This is a genomic window from Rhodoferax sp., from assembly GCF_012927445.1.
Lineage (GTDB): Bacteria > Pseudomonadota > Gammaproteobacteria > Burkholderiales > Burkholderiaceae_C > Rhodoferax.
The window spans coordinates 1-21,472 of the sequence record NZ_JABBPD010000001.1 but is presented as its reverse complement, the minus strand read 5'-3'; the positions used below and the strand labels follow the sequence as shown (position 1 = coordinate 21,472).

Sequence of the window (21,472 nt, the reverse complement as noted above, 5' to 3'; positions counted from 1 at the left end):
TAAGGTAGAGCATACCGTATCAAAATGATGCGCATGTTATTCTCTGCTGAATTGGCGCGTTGTTTGCTATCACGCGCGAGTCAGAAGCCCAGGAGACAAGATTGAAAGCCAAGCAGTCGGAGTTATCGCAGATGCAGCGGGAGAGGCTCGCTTTTCTCGAATTGCGAGCGTTCTTCATGGGCGAACTCAGGCGCGGAGACATCGAATCACGCTTCGGAATCAAGCCCGCAGCGGCATCGCGTGACCTGAGCGTCTATCGCGAACTTGCGGCAGCCAATCTGGACTATGACCCGGTATCTCGTTGCTACCGGCCGACATCGACCTTCAAGCCGGTTTTCAGTTTTCACCATGAGCGAGTGCTCTCGTGGCTGTTGCAAGGGTTCGGTGACGGTCTCGATCTGGGATTGAAGCAGGCTGCCCCGTGCGAAGGGCCTGGCAACCTCGTAAAGCCCGACTTAGAAGTTCTGGCGGCAGTCACTCGCGCGCTGTGCAGTAAGAAGGCTTTAAAGGTGAGCTACTTGTCGCTTTCATCAGGCCAGAAGCGCCGCGAGATTGTGCCGGTGGCGCTGGCTGACAACGGATTGCGTTGGCATGTGCGTGCGTATGACCGAGACAAGCAAAGATTTGGAGATTTTGTGCTGACGCGGATCGCGAAAGCACAGGAGATTGATGGCGACGTTCAGGAGCGCGAGCTCTTGGGAGCAGATGAGCAGTGGGCGCGGATTGTGGACTTGGAGCTTGTTCCCCATCCTGGCGTGACCTGGCCCAAGGCGGTTGAGGCTGATTACGGCATGACCGATGGCTCTTTGCGTATCAAGTCGCGGGCGGCTTTGGCGGGATACGTTCTTCGTCGCTGGTCTATCGACTCGTCGCCTGACCACCGACTTGACGCGAGTTCGCACCACTTGTGGCTTGCCAATCCCCAGACTTTGTATGGCGTCGAGAGTGCGGCTCTCGCCCCAGGTTATGCCAGTTCGGATGCGGCAACCGCGTGAGCTGACAACAAGAATAAAACAGGGATAACAACGAATGAAACTTGAATCCATCGCCAAAGGCGCGCTGGTCTCCGGCATTGAGGAGGGCAAGGTGGTCCGCGTGGTGAGTGCCGACCCTTTGGGAGACAACGCCGTCACCGTCGTTTATAAGACCGACGATGGCCGCTTGGGCGAGCGTGTCGTGTTTCGCGGGGACGAATCCAAGCTGTCGCTCGCGACGGTTGGTCGCCCATGGAGCTTTGATGCTGATGGCGCCGATTTCAAGCTCGGGGTCGAAGCCTACCGGATCAACCTAGCCCACCTGTTCGATCCGATGATGGCCGTCCACACGTCCAATGTTGATCCGCTCCCGCACCAGATTACTGCTGTCTATGAGTCAATGTTGCCGCGTCAGCCGCTTCGGTATGTGCTGGCCGATGATCCAGGAGCGGGCAAGACCATCATGGCGGGCCTGCTGATCCGTGAGCTTTTGATGCGGGCCGACGCCGCCCGCATTTTGATCGTCTCGCCCGGCAGCTTGGTGGAGCAGTGGCAGGATGAGCTTTTCTCGAAATTCGGTTTGGAGTTCATTCTCTTTTCGCGCGAGCTCGAACAGCAAAGCCGTGGAGGCAACGCCTTTGAGGACAACCACCTGATGGTGGCCCGCCTTGATCAGCTATCGCGCGCGGACGATCTTCAGGAAAAACTACTGAACTCGCGTTGGGATTTGATCGTGGTGGATGAGGCACACAAGTTATCCGCGACATGGTTCGGGGCCAAGATCAATGAGACCAAGCGGTTCAAGCTGGGCAAGCTTTTGGGCGGCATTACCCGGCACTTCCTGTTGATGACGGCCACGCCGCACAACGGCAAGGAAGAGGATTTCCAGCTTTTCATGTCTCTGCTGGACTCGGATCGTTTCTACGGGAAATTTCGCGACGGCGCGCACAAGGTCGATGTGAACGACATGATGCGTCGGATGGTTAAGGAGGACTTGCTGAAATTCGACGGCACGCCTTTGTTCCCCGAGCGTCGCGCTTACACCGTCAATTACAAGCTGTCCGTGGCGGAGGCTGATCTTTATAACGATGTCACGACCTACGTCAAAGAGGAAATGAACCGGGCCGAAAAGCTCGATGGCAACCGAAAGGGAACCGTAGGCTTTGCCCTTACCGCTCTGCAACGCCGTCTCGCATCGAGTCCTGAGGCCATCTATCAATCATTGAAGCGAAGGCGCGAAAAGCTGAAGCGCCGGGTTGAGGAAGAAAAGATCAAGCAGCGTGGCGGCAAGCCATTGGCCGAGACCGTGCCTGGATACAAAGAGTCCAAGGACGCCGACGAAATTTGGGACAGTTCCGACGACATGACGCCGGAGGATTACGAAAATTTCGAGGAGGAAGTGGTCGATCAGGCCACGGCAGCTCAGACCATCACCGAGCTCGAGGCCGAAATCTTCACACTGGGCCACCTTGAGGAACAGGCCCGCTCGCTGGTCCATTCTGGCCTTGACCGAAAATGGGAAGAACTGCGCGAACTCCTGCACAACACGCCTGAGATGCATGGTGCCGATGGTTTGCAGCGCAAGTTGATCATCTTCACAGAGCACCGCGACACGCTGAATTACTTGGCGGTCCAAATACGTGGCCTGTTGGGCAGCGCGGCGGCCGTGGCGATGATCCACGGCGGTGTCCACCGCGACGATCGCCGCAAAGTGCAGGAGCTATTCCGCAACGACAAGGACACACGAGTCTTGCTTGCCACCGACGCGGCGGGCGAAGGCGTGAACTTGCAAAACGCCAACCTGATGGTGAACTACGACTTGCCGTGGAACCCCAACCGCTTGGAGCAGCGTTTTGGCCGAATCCACCGTATCGGGCAAACCGAGGTCTGTCACCTATGGAACATGGTCGCCAACGAAACCCGAGAGGGCGACGTATTTCAGAAGCTCTTCGAGAAGATTGAGATCGAGCGCAAAGCCTTGGGTGGTCGCGTGTTCGACGTGCTGGGGGAGGTTTTCGACGGTGTCAGCTTGCGCGAGCTCTTAATCGATGCCATCCGGTATGGGGAAGACCCCGAGGTCAAAGCTAGGCTGCGCCAAAAGGTGGAAGGCGCTCTCGACACCGCGCACCTGCGTGAAATCATCAGTCGCAACGCTTTGGCCGAAGAGATCATGGACGAGAAGCGCCTCTTCGCCTTGAAGGAAGAGATGGAGAAGGCTGAGGCTAGAAAACTCCAACCCTATTTCATCCGTTCTTTCTTTGCCCAGGCCTTTGAGCGGCTGGGCGGCGACCTGCGTTCGCGCGGATCGGGGCGTTATGAGATTACGTTCGTGCCCGGAACCATCCGCGAGCGCGACAGGCAGATTACAGGACGTGATCGCCGCAACATGGACCCCGTCCTCGTCAAGTATGAGCGTGTCTGCTTCGAAAAGCAGTTTGTCAGGGTGCAGGACCGCCCCAGCGAGCCGATGGCCAGTCTGATTCATCCCGCACACCCGCTTATGCAATCGGTCGTGGACCTGATGCTTGAACAGAACAGAAGCAAGCTCAAACAGGGCGCCGTGCTCGTTGATCCCAACGACGACAGCCTCGACCCAAAGCTGTTGTTCCTTATCGATCATTCAGTTCGTGAGGGCGGCGAAGGCGCATTGGTTGTCTCGCGTCGCTTGCAGTTCGTGACCATCGACAAGAACGGCTTGGTCCAGAACGCGGGCTGGGCTCCCCATTTGGACCTGAACCCCATATCGACCGAAGACCGCATACTGGCCGGTCCTGAAATCGACGCTGACTGGATCAAGAAGGACTTGGAGGAAAGCGCGTTATCGCATGCCTCAGACAAGCTGGTTCCCGCCCACTTTGAGGAGATCCGGCAGCGGCGTGAGGCCCAGGTGGACAAGAACCTTGTGGCCATCCATGAGCGGCTGGTCAAGGAGATTAACTATTGGTCGGATCGTCACGAGAAGTTCAAGACAGACCTGGCAGCGGGCAAAGACGTTCGCCTCACGCTTGAAAACGTCAGGCGCACCATCGATGAACTGACGGCCCGCTTGGAGACACGGACAAAAGAGCTCCGTGCGTCGCGGCACATCGTGTCCTCGACCCCCGTCGTTGTTGGAGGTGCATTGGTGATTCCGGCAGGCCTTTTGGCTCAGCGCAACGGCGAAGAAGAGGGACAGACTTGGACTGCTGATGCCACCGCGCGAGCCCGCGTGGAGCGAGTCGCCATGGAGGCGGTTCGCAAAGCAGAGGAAGCCTTGGGCCACAAAGTGTTCGACGTGTCGGCTGAGAAGTGTGGGTGGGACCTGACATCAATCCCGCCAGCGGCCGAAGGCAAGATGGCAGAGGCGCGTCATATCGAGGTCAAGGGGCGGGCCAAGGGTCAGTCCACCATCACTGTGACCCGTAACGAAATCCTCTACGGACTCAACCAAGCCGAGAAATTCATTCTGGCGATCGTGGTGGTCGATGGCGATGATCACGAGGGGCCGCACTACGTTCGAAACCCATTCGATCAAGAGCCTGGCTGGGCAGTCAGCAGCATCAATTTGGATTTGGGTTCACTGCTTTCCCGCGCAGTCAATGCAGGAGGCTCGGCGTGAGCACGGCACCGAAAGTGATCTGGTCACACTGCAATGACTGCGGTCGTGAAACCAAACATGACGTGGTCCATAAGGCGGAGCGGCGCCGGTCATATGACGATGACCAATACTCGGTTGACGTAGGGTCAACGTGGAAAGTGATCCAGTGTCGCGGGTGTGAGGAAGTCTCGCTTCAACGTGTTGATTGGTGTTCCGAGGATGATCCGCATGACATGCCGAACCCTGCGACCTACTTTCCACCACGAGTATCGAGACGAAAACCGGCTTGGATCGATCGTTTCGAAGTTCCGTCTGAGTATGTTGAAATTCTTGACGAGGTCTACGCGGCTCTGCACGCAGACAGTCGTCGCCTCGCCATGATGGGTGCGAGAGCTTTGATTGATGCGGTGATCCGGCGCTCGGTTGGTGAGCAAGATAACTTCGCAAAGGGACTCAATGAGTTGGGTTCGAAGGACTTGATTAGCGATCGAGATCGGGAAATCATCGCGGCAGCAATCGATGCTGGCCATGCATCAGCGCATCGCGGCCACAAGCCGTCTTCGGATGACGTGAATGTCGTGATCGACATCGTCGAACGAATGATCCACGCAGAGATTTTGGCTGAACAAGCCCAAGCACTCAAAAAATCAACGCCACCGCGCAAGCCGCGAGTTGCCAAGAAGAAAAGTTAACCATGTATCCAATAAAGACACCAAAAAAGCTCATCGAAGTGGCATTGCCACTGGATGACATTAATGAAGCAGCGGCTCGTGAGAAGTCCATTCGTCACGGTCATCCATCCACCCTTCACCTTTGGTGGGCACGTCGTCCTCTGGCCGCCGCTCGGGCGGTTCTCTTTGCCCAAATGGTCAACGATCCAGGTTATGAACGCAATCTCGGAAGAGGTGTTAACAAGGATCGAGCGAAGATCGAGCGGCAGCGACTTTTTGAAATAATTCGCAAGCTTGTTCAGTGGGAGAACTCGAATAACGAGTCAGTGCTGAACGAGGCGAAAGCAGAGATATTGAAGAGCTGGCGGGAGACTTGCGAGCTGAATCGAGGTCATCCAGATGCTGCGGAGCTTTTCAATCCGGACAAGTTGCCTGCATTCCATGACCCATTTGCGGGTGGTGGAGCGCTACCGTTGGAGGCTCAACGACTTGGTCTGGAAAGTTTCGCCTCTGATTTAAATCCGGTAGCTGTGCTGATTAATAAAGCAATGATCGAGATACCGCCGCGATTTGCTGGAATGGCACCCATTGGCCCAGTTCATTCAAGTGATAAGCAAACAAAAATTGAACACGATTGGGCTCGTGCAAAGGGGCTTGCTGAGGATGTGCGGCGCTACGGAGCTTGGATGCGAGATCAGGCTCTCAGAAAAATTGGTCACCTTTATCCACTAATCGACCTTCCGAAGGAGCATGGAGGGGGCACTGCGACCGCTATTGCATGGCTATGGACTCGAACCGTCAAAAGTCCAAATCCAGCATATGGACATGTCGATGTGCCGTTGGTTTCTACGTTCATACTTTCAACCAAGGAAGGCAGAGTCAATTTTGTTCAACCTATTGTTTCTGGCGATAAATATTCGTTTGAAGTAAGAACGGGCACTCCACCGGCGTCAGCCAAGGCTGGGACGACAGCAGGTAAACGCAACGCATTTCTTTGTGTTTTATCTGGGGTCCCTATTGATTACAACTATATTCGTGCCGAAGGAAAGGCCGGACGAATGGGCCAAAAACTGATGGCTGTCGTTGTGCAGACAAAACAAGGGCGACTCTATCTATCGCCCACTTCCACAATGGAATCCCTTGCTGTTCAAGTCACTCCATCATGGAAACCGGAAACTAAACTTCCGGACAATCCGCGTGATTTCAAAACTCCAAACTACGGACTAACTACTTTCGGCGACCTGTTCACTCCTAGACAGCTCGTAGCTTTGACAACGTTTTCTGACTTGGTTCAAGATGCTCGTGCCAAAGTTAAAGCTGACGCGATTAAGGCGGGAATGTCCGATGATGGTGTAGGCTTGAATGATGATGGTCATGGCGCATCCGCATACGCCGATACGGTGGCTGTTTACTTGGGTATGTCGGTTGACAAGCTTTCTGACTACAACAGTAGCTTAGTTGCCTGGAGTTCAACACGCGATCAACTAAAGACTACCTTTGGTCGGCAGGCCCTTCCGATGGTATGGGACTATGCAGAGACAAACCCATTCGCAGAGGCTGCTGGCGATTTGGTTGTTTCCATTCAAGGTATTACGAGATCTTTGGAGGGTTTGCCAAGCATTGGCATAGGTCATGTCTTTCAGTCGAATGCACAGCACCAGACTATCAGCAGAAATAAAGTCGTTTCGACTGATCCGCCTTATTACGACAACATTGGTTACGCGGACCTATCTGATTTTTTCTATGTGTGGCTTCGTCGTGCATTGAGACCTGTATTTCCTGAGCTGTTTGCGACTATGTCGGTTCCGAAGGCGGATGAGCTAGTAGCTACACCTTATCGACATGGCACAAAAGAGAAAGCTGAAAAGTTTTTTCTCGATGGTATGACTGAGGCTATGAGTCGGTTAGCTGAGCAAGCGCACCCTGCTTTTCCGACAACTATTTATTACGCATTCAAACAATCCGACACCACCGATGTTGGAACTGGGAACACGGGATGGGAGACATTCTTGGAGGCCGTTCTCCGTGCGGGTTTTGCTATCAATGGAACATGGCCAATGCGAACAGAGAGAGATGCCCGTTCAATTGGAATTGGAGCGAATGCACTTGCATCAAGCATCATTTTGGTTTGCCAAAAGCGTTCTATTGAAGCGCCGACGATTTCGCGACGCGAATTTATTCGTGAATTGAAAGATGAGTTGGCCGAAGCAGTTGATGTAATGATTGGTGGGGCGGAGGGGGTCTCCCCTGTCGCTCCCGTTGACTTGGCTCAGGCGGTAATCGGGCCAGGTATGGCAATTTTTTCAAAATACTCTGCTGTGCTTGAGGCAGACGGCAGCCCAATGACGGTCCACATGGCACTCACGCTTATTAACCGCATGTTGACAGAAGGAGCCGATGATTTTGATTCTGACACTCAGTTCTGTCTTAGTTGGTTTGATGAGCAAGGTTGGACTTCGGGAGAGTTTGGAAAGGCTGACGTTTTAGCAAGAGCCAAGGGCACTTCAGTCGATGGAGTCAAGGAGGCCGGAGTTGTTGAGGCTGGCGCTGGCCGTGTCCGACTTTTAAAGCCTGCTGAGTATTCGTCTGAGTGGACGCCTGGTGAAGATAATCGAACTCCAATTTGGGAGGCGCTGCATCAGATGATTAGATCACTTCGGTCTGATGGGGAGTCTGCTGCGGGAGCCCTTCTCGCAGGAATGCCTCAACGAGCTGAACCGATACGAAATTTGGCTTACCGTCTCTATACGTTGTGTGAGCGAAAAAACTGGGCGGAAGATGCTAGGGCATACAACGAACTGATCACATCGTGGACAGGTGTCGAGGCTGCATCACATGAAGCTGGTCATTTCGGATCGCAAGCCAATCTTGAAATCTAAGGGAAGAATAATATGAGTCTTAAACCTTGGCGCGAGGTCGCCATCCCCCATGAAGATGTGCTTAAAGGCACCTTTCAGCAGGCTGAGTTTGCCGCTGATATTTCGCGCGTGCATCAAGGCACGGCTACTGATGAATATCAGGATCCAGCGCTATTCTTTCAGCGGACCTTTATTACAGAGGGAATGCGGTTGCTGCTGGACTCTGTGGTCAAGCGATTGGCTGGCAAGGGTGGCGATCCGGTTATTCAGCTTCAAACCGCGTTTGGCGGTGGCAAGACCCACACTTTGCTTGCGGTGTATCACTTGGCCAAGGGGACGCTCCCCGCGAGCCAATTGCAAGGCATCTCTCCAATCCTCGATGCGGCAGGCATCCAGGAGCTACCCAAGGCCAATATTGCAGTGCTGGATGGCGTAGACCTTCTGGACTTGGCGAGCAAGCCTCGCAAGCGCGGCAAGGTCACGATCAAGACCATTTGGGGCGAGCTCGCCTGGCAACTTGGTGGCGACGAGGCCTTCGCTTTGGTGCGTGAGGCAGATGAAAACGGCACAGCTCCAGGCAAGGGCGTTCTCGCTGACCTGATAGCTTCGCGCGCTCCTTGCATTATCTTGATGGACGAGTTGGTCAGGTATGTGTCGCAATTTGAAGAAGGCAAGACCCTGTCGGGGGGCACATACGACACCCAGCTTTCATTTATCCAGTCACTAACAGAGGCTTTAAAGGCCGTTCCAACTGCGATCCTTCTGGCTTCGTTGCCGTTCTCGGACCGAGAAGCGGGTAGCCAACAGGGCGTGAAGTCTTTACGGGCGTTGGAGCATTACTTTGGCCGCGTGCAGGCCTTATGGAAGCCGGTTGCGACCGAAGAGGCGTTTGAAATTGTGCGCCGCCGCTTGTTCGCCACTGTGAATGACAAGCTGGCTGCTGATGAGGTATGCCGGGCCTACGCAGACTTCTACACGGCCAATAGCGGCGATTTTCCATCAGAAACGCAGGATAGTCACTATTTGGAGAGGTTGAAGCATGCCTATCCAATCCACCCGGAAGTGTTCGACCGGCTCTATGAAGATTGGTCGTCGCTTGATAATTTCCAGCGCACACGCGGCGTCTTGAAGTTTATGGCTACGGTCATCCACAGACTTTGGACTGACGGCAACAATGATTTGATGATCCAGTCCGGAAGCTTGCCGCTTTATGACTCGAATACTCGCAACGAAGCAATCCTTTATCTTCCGCAGGGCTGGGACCCCGTTCTTGAACGCGACATTGATGGCGAGCGCGCTTTGACGACAGAGCTCGACAACTCAAAGCCGTTGCTGGGATCGATTTTGGCTTGCCGCAGAATCGCGCGGGCGGTGTTTATGGGCAGCGCGCCAGACGCTGGGGCCGTGGGCGGTGCCAAGCACCATCGCGGCATCGAGTTTGAAACTTTGTTGCTCGGCTGCGCTCAACCTGGCCAAGTGCTCGGCCACTACAAAGACGGCATCCGTGCTTTGGTGGACAAGCTGCAATACCTCAATAGCGCCAACAACCGCTATTGGTTCGACATCCGTCCGAATCTGCGCCGCGAAATGGAAGACCGTAAACGCCGGTTCAACATGCGCGAGGACGTGTATCCGTTTATTCGTGAGAAGCTGCGCTTCGCGCCTGGCGTATTCAGTGGCGTCCACGTATTCACTGGAAGCGCCGATGTGCCAGACGATTGGTCGTTGCGACTCGTTGTTCTTCCGCCCGAGGCGACATTTGGACGCTCGGCTCAAGCCCCCGCGACCGAAGCGGCTCTCGCAATCTTGAAGCAGCGTGGCGAGCAGCCACGGCAAAAGCAAAACCGCTTGATCTTCCTTGCGCCTGATGCTGACAGCATTAGCAGGCTCAAAGATCAAGTTTGCTCAGTTCTGGCGTGGCAATCGATCGTGGCCGACGTGAAGGAGGGGCGCCTCAACCTCGATCAGCACCAAGCCAAGCAAGCATCCCACAGCCTCGATACAGCCAATGATGGACTGGGTCGCATGGTGCGCGAGACCTACAAGTGGCTATTGGCGCCCATGCAGGAGGCCAAGCCCGGCAAGGGCATTGGCGAATTGCAGTGGGAACATTTCCAGGTCAATCCTGCCGCCGTTAACCGCTCTGAGGAGATCGAGAAGATTCTCAAAGAGCATGAGCTACTGATCGCCGAGTGGTCGCCGATCCATTTGTCGAACATGATGAGGACGTGGTTCTGGAAGGACGACATCGCAGCCCTTAGCGCCGTCGAGGCGTGGCAGAAGACGTGCTGTTATCTGTATCTGCCAAGGCTGCGTGACGCTGACACACTTCGCAACACTATTGGCGCGGGTGCCAGCTCGCGAGATTTCTTCGGTTTGGCTTATGGTCAGCAGGATGGACGCTACCAAGGCTTCCATTTTGCCGAGAACACCTCGGTGATCCTTGATGACTCGCTCTTGCTGATCGAGCCCAAGACGGCTGCGGAATTTGCGGCCAAGCTTGCGGCTGAGGCTGCCGAGCGAGACGCGGCGGCAAAGGCAGCGGCTGGCGGAGCCAGCGCTGGCGGATCGACCGTCACGCCGGGCCAGCAGGGATCTGGTCCCTCGACAGGTGGCGGATCATCCTCGACTGCAACGGCAGGGACAGGGGCCGTCACAACGACCACGACGCCCACTCCGTCGGTCAAAAAACGGATGTTCTACGGAACGGTCGAGCTCGATCCGGTCAAGGCCAAGTTGCAGTTTTCCGATGTGGCCGAGGAGGTGATCCTTTTGTTTGCGCAGCGTCCCGATGTGAAGGTCAAGATTTCCATTGAGATTGAGGCCGAGTCGAGCTCTGGCTTTGACGATGGAATTCAACGCTCGGTTCGTGAGAACTGCGATCAATTGAAATTCAAGAACAGGTCTTTTGAGGACTGAGGCGCCGGATTTGCCGAAAACGATAGATTGATGGGAGAAGAAAATGATGTCTGACATTGATGCCAAGGAAATGGCTGAGTTGTTCCCGTTTGCCGCGCGCCGTGTTGTGAAGTGCGAGACTGTGTTGGGCAAGAGTGCTCCCCGGAGCATTTCCGTTGAAGAGATACTTGCCGTTGTGAAGGGAAACCGACCGATGGGCACTGTTAATGATGGCTTCCTTGATGGCACGCCCGCCTGGGTGTTCTGCACAGCAGAAGGTGGCGTGGTATCAAGTTACACAATGTCATCCGAGATGAAAGTCGCCGAGGCTCGTTCCCTGCGCGACGCCGAGATGGGGTAAACATGGCCAGGATCACAGTTCAAGCATTGCCGACCTTACGGGAAATGGAGAAGCTTCTCCAGTCACTTGTGGATGATGAGGAGAGCGATTTCAGAGGCGCGCTAGATATTGATGTGTCCCACATTGATCAGCGAGCTCAGGTTTACGGGGTTCGCGTCACGGCTGTGGATATGACCGAATCCACTATTCATGTCTCGTTTGAGGCTGATTACAACGTCTATAACGGCTGCAAGGATATGGACATCGACGATTCGATCGATGGTGTCGCGACAGGCGCTAGAACGGAAGATGGCTGGGAGTTCGAGGAGTTCGTGCCTCCTCCCAAGCGCACAACCGTGGATGAATTCTAGTGGCACCGAACGTCCGCGCCATCGACTTCATCCTTCTTGACGAGTTGTTCGAGATGGGTGGCGGCTACGTCTTGGATTTTTCTAATCCAAGCTTTTCACGGTTCTTCGCCGACGAGCTCAATGTTGATATTGACGATCCCGTCTATGCGGAGAACGGGACTTCCAAGGGAAAGCGGCTTCGCTGCTTCCTGCAAAAGGTCGAGGTTCCGACAGTAGTCCAAACACTAAGGGCTCTTTGGGAATACCGCGAGGCCAAACGTCAGCACATTGACAAGGCCGAGACCGTCGGCAACGCACAGGGGCGGCTCCTGTCATTGATCAATCGCCTGGAAGGCAAGCCCGAGACTGCGCAGCCTACGGGTCAGCCGCCCAAGCCCGCGTTTGATCGCTCCAAGCTTCTCGCTTTGCGTGACCAGTTGATTGGGCTAACACAGCTCGCGCCGCAGGCGAGGGGATATGCCTTCGAAACCTTGCTGCGCGAACTATTCAATGTGTTTGGCCTTGAAGCCCGAGAGCCATTTCGGCTCAAAGGCGAGCAGATTGACGGGAGCTTCGTGCTCCAAGGCGAAATCTATTTGGTGGAGGCCAAGTGGCAGGCGGCTCCGACAGGCGTGGCGGACCTTCATACCTTCCACGGCAAGCTTGAGCAAAAAGCGGCGTGGGCGAGAGGCCTGTTCGTGAGCAACAGCGGGTTCACCGAAGATGGCCTTGTCGCGTTCGGTCGTGGCAAACGTGTGATCTGCATGGATGGCCTCGACCTCTTCGAAACGCTGAGCCGTGAGATACCGCTTAACCACGTCATGGATAGGAAGGTGCGGCGGGCCGCAGAGACTGGGCAGCCATTTGCCCGAGTGCGTGATCTATTTCCCACCTAAAAATAACTGAGTCATCAGTATCTGATCGATCGTGCTTTCTTGCACTTCGCGGGCTTACATGAGAATCCGTTGAGCTGATGAAAGTTGCTCATTCCGATGAAGGGCGTCTTCCTTGTATCAATGCTTGGTTATAGTTCAAGCCGAATTCATAGAAAATAATTATACAAATTGACCATGAGCGATTTCAAAAAGCTGTCACTTGACCCTAAAAAAATACTTCCAGCAATCATTGGCTGTTCAGCAGGAAAAAAGGTGACGGGCCCCATCGATAAAGATAAATTTCACGAATATGAAATAGAAGGCCAAGATGGACAGCCGTCAGCGCTGCTTCATGTGTATTTGAGGGACGATGGAACGACCACTCTGCATCCAAAGGTCGGGAAAAACCAGCCGCTATCAGAGAGCATTGCACAGCACGTAGCAACGCATGCTTCGCGAAAAATTTTCGAGCCGAGACCGTTGTCACTGAAGACTTTGCCGGAAGATGAATGGACTGTGCTTATCGATTTGCTAAGGGAAGAAGGCTTCGAGGTTGAAAGTCAACCACTTGCTAATTGCGTCCGGTTCAAAGTCAAGGCAGGGCTTGGTGACGAGGTGTATCTTCATCGTTACAACACTGGCAGTTTTCTTATGCAGGGAAAACCATGGAATGCTTACGGAACAGTGGTCTCACTTCTTTCTGAGTTGTCAGCAGATAAAAAGCCGCTCATCGACGCTCAACTTGAGACCTACCAAATTACGGCGGTCACCAGTGCTGGTTTGCTTGACGAGCTGGAGCAAAGGCTCCCCTGTGCTTGTTCGATGCTTGGCGATGCTGTAAAGTGCATGTTTGCACCCGCCTTGGCTTTTATCAAGATTGATATCGAATTGCCTGACTATAGTGCTTTTGCCCACCCGGCGTTACGAGGGCTCGAAGCCTGTATCAAGCAGTTGTTATTGGATGGTGGAGGGTTTCAGGTAAAGAAAATGGATGGGATTGGCTCATATTTTGACCATGCAAGGTTGAAGTCTGGAATCAAGATAAAGATGTCATCTCATCAGATGATCGGCGCAGTTGAAAACTTCTATGATTTGTATAATAAACACAGGCATGGCTTGTTTCACGCAGACGGCGTGCCTGAAATGTCAAGGCTTGTCGAGACTAGACAAGAAGCTGTTACCCTGATTGAATCTGTTTTTCACATCGTAGAGTCCAATTATCAGGAGATCGTCTCGGCTAAACCATGAAAAAGCACTTCGATATTCGTAAAAGTCCTTCTGACCAATTTCAAGCGATTTGTTTTTCGCTGGACTCTGTTCGGCCGGATCAATACTTCGAAAAGCTTGAAGGTGACCTCCGAAAAATGGCGGTTGAGGGTGAAATACTTCTCGATTTATTGGCGTGCAATGGGTCAACTTCGCGTCGATTCTTTTCCGTTCGATTCGATGGAGCAGCCTTGGACATGCGATCTTTCAAGGTTAAGTCGACTAGCACGATCAAAGAGGAAATTGTTGAGTGTTGCACCTCTTTTTATTCGGGAAAAGGTAGGTTGCTTCGTGATTCGGTCCTTTCCGCAGCCTCGCGTAGACAGCTCACAGCGGCTTGATTTATTCAACAAAATGACCAGCTAATCCAATCTAAGTCGAATAGCTTTTACTCTAGCTTGGACAGGCTGCATCTGATAAAGGTTTTTTGGCTCGCTCGCCCTTGACCGATTGCCATGCGAATGCATTTTGCTTATGGCCTCGAAGGGTTTTGACCGGGACACGTGTCGTGTCATACAGGAGGCATGAATCCTTGAAAACCATGCCAGACCCGTTAATGAGGCGCATCGTCTATACGCGCCTGCACTTCGAAGCTATGTTGAATTGAATTGGGGCGATGCAAACTTGCCGAGAATCTCCAACAATTGACGAGGACTTCTTCAGCTTTTCATGCGACCTATTTTTTCATGCCCAAACTAATTACTCTGACAAGTTTTCGGGAGGGGTGGGGGTGGAATAAATTGTTGTCGCCGCATTCACCAATGCTGAGGCAGGGGGGATGTAGAAAGCTCTTGAATAGGTGTAGTGTTGATAAAGGTCAACAATGTCTATGTGATTGCCTTTTCCGCGCCATTGGAAGTGCAAAACCCAGTCAGATGTTTGGTATGGCACACCTGGTTGCTGGACGTAAATTGGTATACCGATGTGGTAATGCCAAAGCTCATTGGCTTTCGTGAAAATATATTGCGGGTTGGATGGCCCCAAACCCTTCCATGAATACGTTATTTTCCCCGGAAATTTAGTCCAATCGGTAAAGCCGTCTTTCAGGTAAGTGTCAGTAAAGTCATCAACCTTATCTTGCTGGTCCGGAGGGAAGTTTGCGTAGTCTTTTGCAAAAGCGGATGAAAATGAAAATGAAAATGTCATTCGACTTGACAGGCCACTTGAAGAATGAACGCTCGGCGCTGCTCTCGCGTTAACCCACTCGGCATTTCATGACGTTTGCTTGAAAGAGCAGCATTCATTCTGCCAACGTTGAGTCGAATCGGCCCTTCGTATTGCCTTGAATCTTTCGAAACCACTTCATCCAAAGACGTAGCTTTGCCGCTAACGAGCAACATTATCTCTGAAAATTGGGGTTGTATTTTCCTAGCCATGCAATACTTATAGCTCATCTTCGGCACCACGTCAACTTTGATGCCCACCCTAACTTTTAGCAAAGTTAGGGTGGGCATCAAAACGTAAGCATATCCGAGGTCCCTTAATTTACCCGTGTGCACTCAAATGCCTTCAAGGTCTAAGGGGGGCTCTGAGGGGCCTATGACCGGCCGCAAAGCCTACATCCACAGCAATTATTTGCGATAGAAGGTCACTCGCTCGAAATGCTGCAGAACAAGTCCGTGAGGCCATTCGCGGTAATAAATAGCAGGCAAAGCCCTCAGGATCAGATAGAACGTGCTTTCTTGCGCTTCGCGGGCTTACCCACGATCTTTGTCATCTCTTCGTGTTCTTCCTGAGAAAGGGCAACAGCCGCGATCTGTGCTGCGATATCTTTTTTCTTGTTTTTCTCAGCGATTTGGGCAGCCGTGAGCCCCGCCTTGTTTTTCAACCTGGCATTGGCGATGTCTAGGAGAAGATCAATGATTTCTTTATCAACCCTCCATTGGAAGTTCACCGCATGCATTAGTGCGGTGCAGCCGTCATTGCCTTGGTGATCAATATTTGAACCGGCCAGAAGCGCTGCAACCCTTTCTGGCCAACTGCTTTTGCTTGAATACATGAGAGCGGTTAAGCCATCCTTGTCTTGCAGTGACAAGTCAGAAATGGGCAAAAGCTGATCAAAGAAGAATTCGTTGAGAGACTCGACGGCATGCATGAGCGCGGTCTTGCCTTGGGCGTCCTGCAAATTGGGGTTCGACCTTGCCAGAGTCAATGAAAACAACTCGGGAACGTCAGCCTCCACCAGTTTCATCAATACGGTTCGGCCTTCGTTGTCCTGGGCGTTGACGTTTGAATCGGGAAGCAAATGCAGAAATGACAAAATTCGATCGCTGCTTTTATTGAATGACGTGGGCTTGTCGTCGAAGGTTGCAAGAAGAGCTGTCGTCCCCTTGGAATTTGCGGCTTTGACATTGCTGGTTTTCGAAAGCAACCGAACTTTTTCCAAGTCGCCCACGCTCGCGGCGATGATGAGCGACGCGTCCTCTTTGCCTCCCATGCGCTGTGCGCCACAAAGCGGCAGTAGCGCCTGAAAGTAGACATTAAGATTGTCGCGAGTCGCCACGTCCAGCATCGAATCCCCGTTGAGGTAAAGCCTGTTTGGGTCGGCTCCGCAATCAATCAGGATGTCGATAAGTTCCTGCGACTGTTTCACTGTCCGGTCCCATTTCCCTTTGTGCCCAAGCAGCCGCATTAGTGCGGTGCGGCCCTCTCCATCAACGGCGTCGATTTCGCCACAGGCCCCCGCGACGAGTCGTGCGCAATCGTAAATGGATCTATTATTCCCAACGTTATATTCGTCAAGATTTAAGGTGTCTACGGCGATCATCAAAGCGGTGAGGCCTTCCTTGTTGCGAGCGGCCAAATCGGAGACCGGGAGTAAGGCCTTGACGTTTTCCAGTCGTCTCCGCTTGATCGACAACATGAGCGCAGTGTTGTCATAATATTCCTCCTGAGCGTTCACATCGGAGACCGGCAACAAGAGGTCGAGAATGTCGCGCGTTTCGAGTTGCGCCGCAGCCATCAGCGGCGTTGACCCCGACGAGTTAGCGTGATTCGCCTTGGCGCCGGCATCCAAAAGGGCTCGAACATTGGCGATTTGTTCTGCATTGACCGCGTGCTCGAGGGCGGTATTTCCGTCCTCGCCCTCAATGTCTGCATGAGGGATCACGATGCCAAGCATTCGGGGATGCGGGGAGATGGCAGCCTCGACCAAGGGTCGTCTGGTCACGAAGTCGGTCGATCCCTTTCCATTTTTTTCTTCGAAGGTTCCTCGCGCGCCTAACGGGGCAAGCCTTTGCACGGACTCCTCGTCGCCCGCCCTGATGGCCTCTACAAGTGACTTCACGAGCGTTTTGGGAACGGCCTTCTTGCCGCCGCTTGCAAGGGCTGCGTCGGCGATGGCGTCTTTACGCATTTCCCCGAGCTCATTTGGATTGGGAGCTGAGATGCGAGCGAAGTCCATTCCGGTCTCATCGACGCCAACGATCCAACCGACCCTTGCGCCTAAGCGCCACTGATCGGAGTAGCCACACCATTGGTATGAGCCTGATTTCACCAATTCTTTGATCTGCGCCATGGTGATCTTCTCGCCGATGTCTCGGGGCACTTGGATTGGGCCATATTGCTTTTTGGCCGAGACGAACTTCTCGGGATCTTTGCCATGTTCGAGCGCAAGTTTGAAGAGCGGCCCCTTGATGCTGTAGGTGGTGATCGTCATGGCGTCAAATGTCTCCAGTGTTGGATTTTTATGGAACCATTGTGACACTTGAAGTCTGGCCAAATCTGAGCGGCTGCGTCGTTGGGCGCAGACGACGAAACATTGTTGGCGCCTATCGCTTGCCGTGGCGAAAGTCCCAAGGCGGGATGGGATCACGCTCACTCCAAAGCCCTCTGTCGGCGGATCTTGCAACCGCTTCCGCACGGTTTCCTACTTTCAGCGCTAAAAGTGATTCGCGGCACAGCGGTGAAGCTGGCGGCTGGCCGCCCGCTTTCAGGTGAGTTCTGGCCCAGCGATGGCAAGCCAGTCCGCAACTTTGCCATCAATGCTTTGATCTATGGCACGGAGACGGGCCTCGCTGCCATCGTTACTCGAAACATAGCAACTTTGCATACTTTTTGGGATTAGGGTTCATGGGGTCGAATCAGTAAAACTTGGCATCGACCGAGCCAAGCGCGTGCAAGCGTTCCTCGGAATGCGTGGCCAATCCATATAAATCAACCACTTACATCGCGATGCGCGCATTAACCGAGACGTCGAAAACTCCCAAGCCGAGTAGCAGCCACTCTCCATGGAGAGGTCGGTAAAAACGTGAGTATGCGAAAGTGACATCGTTGTCCAAGCCGTCCCAGCCCACCGTCGCCGTGGAGATGAAAGCTCTCGCGTTTCCACAGACTTATGCAGCCTGGAATGGATGGTTTTAGAACTTCGGACGTAGTGAACCCGGCGTTTCTGGACTTTCGCGCGGTGATGGAGCAAATCAAGGCAGCGGCCAAGGCCGAGTCAGTCGCAAAAAACGCGATGAAATTGCACCTCGCCGCCTAAGAAAAAGCCGATACCAGTCGCAAGCGTTCCGAGATATGCGCGACAGTTTCGGGGGATGGCTGTTAGAAATGGATCACGAAGGAGGCGTGTCGAGCCGCCATTGGTGAAGCGAGGCACGCATTTATCGGAACACATTCGTGCTCGACTCCGACAACGAGGCCGAGGATAGGCTCCTTGCAGATGTTGTCGATTTTTCTCGAGGAGATGCCCCTTAAGCACTCACGAGCATTGAGCGTTCGGCAGTCCATCGAATGCACTCGGCAAATGTCAGAAGGATTCGCCACCACGATGATGGCTGAAGTTCCTGGCATGCAGACTGGATTGGCGTCGGCATTTACGTTAGCGGCGAAGTTCGCGACCAACAACACATCCGCCCATAAATGGATACTTGACAAGCTTTCGCTTACGAAGCCGACACGACATTATGGGACGAGATGTTGACGGCCAAAGCTTGGGCGTCGAGCTGGACCAGCTTGACGAGGGGGGGCTCTGCGTCCAGCGGACTTGTTTTGAAGGTCCATAGCATCCATCCGTCCCAATACTACGGCAACCTGCCGCATAAAGGCCGTGGATTCGCACAACGGAATCTTGGCTGCGGCAGTGGGTTGCTCCATGTGGACTCCGGAAATGTCGATGACATTGGGTTACCCTAGGCCGCTGCGAAAGTCAATACTCTGCTGATGAAACTCTATCACTACACTCCAAAATTAAATTACGCACAGATGCTCGAGTCGGCAAGCATTCGCCCTGGGGCGGTAGCCATGCCTGACGGAAAAACAGTAGCCGAAGGTTATGCCGTTTCGTTAACTAAATCTGCGACGTGCATGAATCTTGGAATTCCAACTGGGTTGGAAATCTCGACTGATACTTTCAAGCGTTTGGATGCTTTGGGCATGATGCACAACGCCCACCTACTGAAAGGCGGCAAGCCATATCAGATCGACCATTCAGCAATTCGCATCGAGATTAAGTTAGACAAAACGGACCAACTCATGAGTGCGAAACAGTTCTATTCGGAGAATCCCAAGGTATTGGCGGCGTTGGCTGTGGCAGCTTCGCGATCCCTTGGGATCGCGCATTTGTCAACGCAAGAGGTTGATCTGCTTATAGATGCGATGACGGAAAGAAAGGTCAATGAACTGACGCGTGAATGGTGGTATTTCATTGGGACGATTCCTTGGAGTTGCATATCGAAGGTAGCTGAGAAACAGTCTGAAGGTTTCTATAAGGACCTCTAAGGTCGTCGATAGGCCCCATGCGGAGGCCATGATCTAGGGGTGCAGAGGCTCTAACCAGTCACGTGGCGGCAACCTTTGCGCGGATGTGCCACCAACACGTAATTTGAATCAATACACGAAACATCTTGAAGATGGCAAGTGTTGAGGCAAGATTCGCGGGGTCAGAGTTAGTTTTTGCAACCAAGAGGAAACGCCAATGCGATGGGTTAAAAGTAAGTGGCTCTGGGCCAAACAGAATCCTCTATTTTGGGTAAATGCCATCCTGTTCGGCGTTGCCGTTGCCGCGGTCTATATTTGGCCAGCTCCTGCCGAGTCGGATTTTCGAGTTCGCACGCTTGGAATGCTCCTTCAATTGATTGGCGTGGGGACAGTCTGGTTCGATTTGACATCTACCGCGCGTTCATTCGGGAAAACGGGGCTTATGTTCAGAACATGGACATGGATCAAGGCGGGGTTTGCCGGACGCACAGTCAACATTGGGGTGGCCGCTATGTCGAGCGCCTCAGCCACAGCCAGCGGCCGTATGACCGTCCGTTGGCCAATGAATGCCAGCGCTTCGCAATTAGACCGAATCGATGCTGTCGAAAAGAATTTGACAAAAATTGATGAGGATATTCAGGCGGTATTTACCGAGATTGACAGGAACGCTATCGATATGAAGGAAAGGATTCTCAACGAATCAAATGAACGGACCAGTGCAATCGGAGTAGTTCGTCGAGATTTGGAAGAGGCGGCCGCTGGAAATTTCCCGTTTCTTGTTTTTGGAGCAGTCTGGCTGGGTATCGGGGTGGTTCTTGCCACGTGGTCGCCAGAGATCGTCAAGGTGGTAGCCGGAAAGTGGTCCGTCGTGATAACTACTATTTAGTCTTTCCAGAACGGGCGGTTTGCTTCTCATTCCGGATCGATTTGCCGGGTCACGCGGGACTTGCCAACATCAAGCGTCGACATTGGCATCTTGGTCGTGGCGCCGTCACGGTATGCATGTCGAGCCGCAATTGGTGACGCGTGACACGCATTTATCGGAACACATTCGTGCAACGAGGCTAGAGACCGTCGCAAGTCAATGGAAACGATTCGGGCGTGACAAGCGCCGACTATTTGGACGCAACGGAACTTTCCAATAGACTTTGATGCGTTAAATTCCAAGAAAGGTGTTGCGCGATGCATTTTTGGTGCCAAGCTGTGGAACGAAAACAGAATGGAAACCCATGAATAACGATGCCCAAAAAACCGTAGCTATTGAGTCCAGCACGACCCGTCCCGACAGTGTTTCGACTTATTCAGAAGTGGCGGTCCGGGGGCAGGCGCTGCGGTCGATGCTCTCCAAGAAGAACATTCGAATTCATCGGGATAGTGCGCTAGGTGTTCTGCTACGAGATGCTGATTCCTTGGCCAAGGACTGGGAGGAAAGCGGTGCGAGCGGGAAAGGAATACAAAGGTTGCTGAGTGCTGCACACGTAAACCGGATTTCTGAGGCCATCTTGATGGTGGGCGATGAACCGGGAGCGGCTGAAGCGCTTCGACGCATTGCAGGAAGCGATATGGATCTGTCGGGCCGCTCGCTTTCTCATGGGAAGAATGCCTTGTGGGAGCTGGATCTGTTGTCTTTTTTGCGTCGTCATTCGGTGGTTGCCGAATTGGTGGATCCGCCTGACATCGTTTGCCGCTTCCCATTCGGGGAATATGCGATTGCGTGCAAGAAGGTGTATTCGGAGAAGGGTGTCGAAGCTCAAATGAGAAAGGGCGTAAAGCAACTCATCCCTTTTGGCGGGGTTGGTTTGGTAGCGTTCAACCTTGATGATCTTGCTCCGGAGCGAGCGACCCTGATGGCCACTTCAAATTCCCCCACCTTTGGCCAGTCAAATTCCCCCAGGCAGGACGGCTAAATTATCAACTGTTTGGCCTGGCTGGTTCTGACTTCCTTTCTTGGTAATTTCTCCCC

At 53.3% G+C, this 21,472-nt stretch carries 16 protein-coding genes; 14 read left to right on the top strand and 2 right to left on the bottom strand.

Annotation, left to right across the window (positions count from 1 at the left end):
- The first annotated feature begins 101 nt into the window (after positions 1–101).
- From HHJ17_RS00080 to HHJ17_RS00035, 10 genes are all read left to right on the top strand, one after another.
- Positions 102–995: a WYL domain-containing protein gene (locus HHJ17_RS00080; RefSeq protein WP_296504528.1), complete on the top strand. Its 894-nt coding sequence runs from the start codon at positions 102–104 to the stop codon at positions 993–995.
- A 34-nt stretch (positions 996–1,029) separates the two neighbouring features.
- Positions 1,030–4,572 (top strand): helicase-related protein, encoded by a 3,543-nt coding sequence (locus HHJ17_RS00075; RefSeq protein ID WP_296504527.1) that lies wholly within the window; start codon positions 1,030–1,032, stop codon positions 4,570–4,572.
- On the top strand, positions 4,569–5,243 hold the full coding sequence (locus HHJ17_RS00070) for a DUF4145 domain-containing protein (RefSeq protein ID WP_296504526.1): 675 nt from the start codon (positions 4,569–4,571) through the stop codon (positions 5,241–5,243). The genes HHJ17_RS00075 and HHJ17_RS00070 overlap by 4 nt, the downstream gene beginning before the upstream one ends.
- Positions 5,244–5,245: 2 nt before the next feature.
- Positions 5,246–8,101: a DUF1156 domain-containing protein gene (locus HHJ17_RS00065; protein ID WP_296504525.1), complete on the top strand. Its 2,856-nt coding sequence runs from the start codon at positions 5,246–5,248 to the stop codon at positions 8,099–8,101.
- 12 nt (positions 8,102–8,113) lie between these two features.
- Positions 8,114–10,999 (top strand): DUF499 domain-containing protein, encoded by a 2,886-nt coding sequence (locus HHJ17_RS00060; RefSeq protein WP_296504524.1) that lies wholly within the window; start codon positions 8,114–8,116, stop codon positions 10,997–10,999.
- Positions 11,000–11,042: 43 nt separating this feature from the next.
- On the top strand, positions 11,043–11,339 hold the full coding sequence (locus HHJ17_RS00055) for a hypothetical protein (protein WP_296504523.1): 297 nt from the start codon (positions 11,043–11,045) through the stop codon (positions 11,337–11,339).
- A gap of 2 nt (positions 11,340–11,341) precedes the next feature.
- Positions 11,342–11,689, top strand: a complete 348-nt coding sequence (locus tag HHJ17_RS00050; RefSeq protein ID WP_296504522.1) for a hypothetical protein — start codon at positions 11,342–11,344, stop codon at positions 11,687–11,689.
- Positions 11,689–12,564: a restriction endonuclease gene (locus HHJ17_RS00045; protein WP_296504521.1), complete on the top strand. Its 876-nt coding sequence runs from the start codon at positions 11,689–11,691 to the stop codon at positions 12,562–12,564. The genes HHJ17_RS00050 and HHJ17_RS00045 overlap by 1 nt, the downstream gene beginning before the upstream one ends.
- Before the next feature lie 174 nt (positions 12,565–12,738).
- Positions 12,739–13,791 (top strand): RNase LS family HEPN domain-containing protein, encoded by a 1,053-nt coding sequence (locus HHJ17_RS00040; protein ID WP_296504520.1) that lies wholly within the window; start codon positions 12,739–12,741, stop codon positions 13,789–13,791.
- Entirely contained in the window at positions 13,788–14,150 is a 363-nt protein-coding gene (locus HHJ17_RS00035) for a type II toxin-antitoxin system RnlB family antitoxin (RefSeq protein WP_296504519.1), read from the top strand. Before HHJ17_RS00040 ends, HHJ17_RS00035 begins: the two co-directional genes overlap by 4 nt.
- A 358-nt stretch (positions 14,151–14,508) precedes the next feature.
- Here the strand turns inward: HHJ17_RS00035 and HHJ17_RS00030 are convergent, their stop codons facing one another.
- Positions 14,509–14,955 (bottom strand): hypothetical protein, encoded by a 447-nt coding sequence (locus HHJ17_RS00030; RefSeq protein ID WP_296504518.1) that lies wholly within the window; start codon positions 14,953–14,955, stop codon positions 14,509–14,511.
- Positions 14,956–15,472: 517 nt separating this feature from the next.
- Entirely contained in the window at positions 15,473–17,467 is a 1,995-nt protein-coding gene (locus tag HHJ17_RS00025) for an ankyrin repeat domain-containing protein (RefSeq protein WP_296504517.1), read from the bottom strand.
- 690 nt (positions 17,468–18,157) lie between these two features.
- Between HHJ17_RS00025 and HHJ17_RS00020 the strand changes: the two genes are divergently transcribed.
- From HHJ17_RS00020 to HHJ17_RS00005, 4 genes are all read left to right on the top strand, one after another.
- Positions 18,158–18,292 (top strand): hypothetical protein, encoded by a 135-nt coding sequence (locus HHJ17_RS00020; protein ID WP_296504516.1) that lies wholly within the window; start codon positions 18,158–18,160, stop codon positions 18,290–18,292.
- 680 nt (positions 18,293–18,972) lie between these two features.
- Positions 18,973–19,530 carry a hypothetical protein gene (locus HHJ17_RS00015; protein ID WP_296504514.1) on the top strand — a complete coding sequence of 186 codons (558 nt, stop codon included), beginning with the start codon at positions 18,973–18,975 and terminating at the stop codon, positions 19,528–19,530.
- 196 nt (positions 19,531–19,726) lie between these two features.
- Positions 19,727–20,395 (top strand): hypothetical protein, encoded by a 669-nt coding sequence (locus tag HHJ17_RS00010; RefSeq protein WP_296504513.1) that lies wholly within the window; start codon positions 19,727–19,729, stop codon positions 20,393–20,395.
- Between the two features lie 343 nt (positions 20,396–20,738).
- Positions 20,739–21,416: a hypothetical protein gene (locus HHJ17_RS00005; RefSeq protein WP_296504511.1), complete on the top strand. Its 678-nt coding sequence runs from the start codon at positions 20,739–20,741 to the stop codon at positions 21,414–21,416.
- Positions 21,417–21,472: the final 56 nt, after the last annotated feature.